At 67.3% G+C, this 3,953-nt stretch carries 3 protein-coding genes; 2 read left to right on the forward strand and 1 reads right to left on the reverse strand.

What is annotated here, in order from left to right; all coding sequences use genetic code 11:
• Together ELR45_RS39310 and ELR45_RS42190 are read left to right on the forward strand one after the other, a co-directional pair.
• Positions 1-842, forward strand: an 842-nt coding sequence (locus tag ELR45_RS39310; RefSeq protein ID WP_205857393.1) for a sulfatase family protein, incomplete at its 5' end; no start/stop codon positions are given.
• A 50-nt stretch (positions 843-892) separates the two neighbouring features.
• Positions 893-2,266, forward strand: coding sequence for a sulfatase family protein (locus ELR45_RS42190; RefSeq protein ID WP_129669234.1), 1,374 nt, complete (start codon positions 893-895; stop codon positions 2,264-2,266).
• Positions 2,267-3,422: 1,156 nt separating this feature from the next.
• On the opposite strand, the gene ELR45_RS27840 is transcribed toward ELR45_RS42190, so the two are convergent.
• The coding region (locus tag ELR45_RS27840; protein ID WP_240760201.1) for a recombinase family protein at positions 3,423-3,953 on the reverse strand (531 nt) is incomplete at its 5' end.

A 3,953-nucleotide genomic window follows, 5' to 3' on the forward strand; every position in this document is an offset into this window, starting at 1 on the left:
TCTTCTTGTGGGTCGGGCCCGAGGGTCCGCACGATCCGTTCGATCCGCCGGAGCCGTATGGGTCGATGTACGACCCAGCCGACATGCCCGTCGGGCCGCTGGACCACCGGTACCCTGTGGGGCCCAATATCGCCAGTTCCGACATCCCAGACGCCACGGAGGAAGAGATCCGGCGGATGCGGGCACACTACATGGCCAACGTCACGTTCATCGACGCGTGGCTGGGGCGGCTACTGTCTACTCTGCGGACGCGCGGATTGCTCGCGGACACGTGGGTCGTGTTCACCAGCGACCACGGCGACCTGCTCGGCGATCACCGGCTGGTGGGCAAGGGGCAGTTCTTCGAGTCCTCAGTACGGGTTCCGTTGATTCTGCGGCCACCGGACTCGGTCGCCGGGGCCGGCGACTGGGGCCGCGGTGTCGTCCGTGACGCACTCGCCGAGCTGATCGACGTTCCGGCGACCCTGCTGGAGATCGCCGGCGCCGATCTGCCCGGCCAGCACGGACGCAGTCTGCTCCCGCTGCTCGACCCGGACGCCGACGACGTTCATCGCGAGTTCGTCACCTCCGAGATCGAGCACCGGATGATGATCAGCGACGGCGACACAAAACTCGAGCTCGGACCGGACGACCGGCCGATCCATGCCTTCGACCTGATCGCCGACCCAGACGAGGAACACGACCTGGCCGGCACCGACGCGGCTTGGATCCCCCTGCTCACGAAGGCAGCGACGACGTTCCGGCACGACACGCCGCCGGACATGCCACAGCCGTGGCGCCACCTCACGCCGTACGAGCACTGGGGCCGCAACCTGCTGCGAGAGTACGGCGCAGACTCATGAGCCCGACGAACCCCGTCAGCCACACGAGTCCGGAAAGACTGGTGAACCCTATGACCGCGACGAACATCCTGTTCATCACGGCCGATGACCTCGGCGCGGACACCCCCGGCTGCTTCGGCGGCCCGGCGGAGGTGACTCCGGCACTTGACCGGCTGGCCACGGAGGGTGCGGTGTTCCACCGGGGCCACGTGCCGATCGCGGTGTGCCAGCCGTCGCGGTCGGCGATGCTCACCGGGCGCTGGCCGCACCGCAACGGCGCGGAAGGCTTCGAGCCCATCTCCGACGGGGTTCCCCTGCTGACCGATCTGCTCCGGCCGGCCGGGTACCGGGCGGGGATTCTCGGCAAGGTGAACCACCTGCAGCCGGAATCCCGATTCGGATGGGACTTCGTCCGACAGCAGGCTGATCTGGGCATGGGGCGCGATCCCGCGATGTACGGGGCAGCCACCTCCGCCTTCATCGTGGCCGCGGACGAGCGGCCGTGGTTCCTCATGGCCAACGCCCACGACCCGCATCGCCCGTTCCACGGCAGCGACCAGGAACGCGACCAGTACACCGACGACCAGCGGGCCACGATCCCAGCCCCCTCCCGCGTGTACGCGGCCGCGGACGCCCCGCCGCCCGGGTTCCTGCCGGACCTGCCCGAGACACGCCGCGAGCACGCCGAGTACCTATCGTCATCGCGCCGGTGCGACGACGTCCTGGCCGCCGTGCTGAACGCGTTGGAGGAGTCTGGACAGACCAGCCGGACGCTGGTCGTATTCCTATCCGACAACGGCATGGCGTTCCCCTTCGCGAAGGCCAACTGCTACCTGCAGAGCACACGGACCCCGATGATCGTCCGGTGGCCGGGCCGAGTCCCGCCAGGCACCGAGATCACCGAGCCGTTCGTATCCGGGCTCGATCTGCTACCCACGTTCTGCGAGGCGGCAGGCGTTGCGCCGCCCGGCGGGCTCGACGGCCGGTCGCTGCTCCCCCTGCTGCTCAACGAGACCCACGCGGACGCCGAGCGCGACCACATCGTCACCGTGTTCCACGAGACATCGCGCAAGAACCGGTACGAAATGCGATGCGTGCAGGACCACCGCTACGGCTACATCTGGAACGCCTGGTCCGACGGTGACACCACCTACAAAGCCGAAAACATGCAAGGCCGCACCTGGCCCGCGATGCTCGACGCCGCCACCACCGACCCGGCCCTCGCCACCCGCACCAACCACTACCTCACCCGCACGCCCGAAGAGCTCTACCGCCTCGACATCGACCCCTACGGCACACACAACCTCGCCGACGATCCAGCCCACCAGACCAGCCTGCAGGCCGCACGGTCCCGACTGCACGCATGGATGCTCGCGACCGGCGACCCGCTGGCATCGCACTACTGGCCGGTCGCCACACCTGCCGACCCCGGCCGCACAGCCTAAAGACGAGCGACCTAGCCCGCCCACAATCAGCAGTTCGACATGGAAGCGTCATGAACAAGCGCGCCGGGCCGTCTTCTGGCGCCCTGATGAGACACGAGCTTGACGATGCGCGGGATCAGCTGGCAGCGAGCGCCGGGAGTACCAGCAGGCGGCGATGTCGCCTCGGCGTCGTCAGCTGGCAGAATGTGCCGTCCCACTAAGAACGGTAGGCGATGAGCGACCCAACAGAACCGAATCCGGATCCTTACGGCGTTAGCGCCACGAGGCGAGGTGCCTTCTACCGCATCGGACCCGGCGCTCAGATCACCCTGGGAATCGCCGTGCTCGCGGTGGCCCTTCTCGCCGTGCTCGGCGCGATGTTCACTTCGTCAGCCGCGACGTCGGCGCGAGTGGCGATGGCGGTCGCAGGCACAAGCGCGTTAGTCCTCGGCATATACTGCCTACGAGTTGGTCGCGCACGGATCAAATGGCGGCGGCGCCAACGCTGAGCCACGCAACTAGGACTGATACGTCCAAGGTAGCGCGGTGTCGCCACGCGGTCCGGCCGGTATCGTCGGAGCGTGTCCTCATCGAAGCCGCGTCGGCCGTCAGCCAGGGTGGCCCCACCCGCCTCTAATCACCCTGGAGAACCCTTCGGATGGACCGCCCGTTCGAAGGAGCCCAACGCCCGAGTCCGACGGGCGGGCCGTCGACGTCATCCGTTCTCCGATCCACGACACCAGCTCGGCTGGGGAATCTTCTGCATCGTGGGTGCGGCCATGGTCGTGCTGGCCTACCTCACGCGACCGGTTGACCACATAGCACGTACCGTCGTCGGTCTGATCATGCTCGGTCTCCTTGTGGCGGGTGGAGTCTTCCTGGTCTACGCCGCCGTTGTCCGCATCCGCTGGAGGAAACGGCACGGGGTGCCACCAGTCGGTGGCCCAGGGACCGACCAGTGATCACCGACACGTATGCGGTCACGACCGGGCGTCGTCAGTGCGACGAGTCCTGAATACGGACTCTCGATCCGCCTGGAAGCGGTAGTCGGTCGGCGACTGCTTTCTGTACGTCAACCGGTGACGTCGTCATCGGCATTGGCTCATTCCTCGTCTCATGGGGCGCTGGTAAGGATCGTGTCACCAGGTGCAGACGAGCCAGGCGCGTGATCTGGCGATCAGTCCGTTGAGCTGTCGTGCCGTTGGAGTGTCCGGTACACCGTGGTGCGGGAGACCGTGAACAGTTCGGCGAGGTCGGCGATGGTGTATTCGCCGGTGCCGGCCATGCGGACGAGTTCGCGCCGTTGTTTGGGTGAGAGCTTGGGCTGTTTCCCGCGGAGCTTGCCTTTCGCTCTTGCCACAGCCATGCCTTCGCGGGTGCGCATCCGCAGTAGGTCGACTTCGAACTCGGCGAATGTGGCGAGGATGTTGAAGAACATCTTGCCCATGGGGTCGGTGGGGTCGTAGACCTGTCCGCCGAGGGAGAGCTTGATGCCGCGGGCGGCGAGGTCGTCGCCGATCGCGCGGGCGTCGGGCACGGAGCGGGCCAGCCGGTCGAGTTTCGGGACGACCAAGGTGTCGCCGACCCGGACCGCGGCCAGCGCCTGGTCAAGGCCGGGGCGGGCACGGTTGGTGCCGGTTAACCCGTGGTCGAGGTAGACCCGCTCCGGTGATACGCCGAGTTCGATTAGCCGCTGTTGCTGGGCGGT

It is taken from the genome of Phytoactinopolyspora endophytica (assembly GCF_004138495.1).
Lineage (GTDB): Bacteria > Actinomycetota > Actinomycetes > Jiangellales > Jiangellaceae > Phytoactinopolyspora > Phytoactinopolyspora endophytica.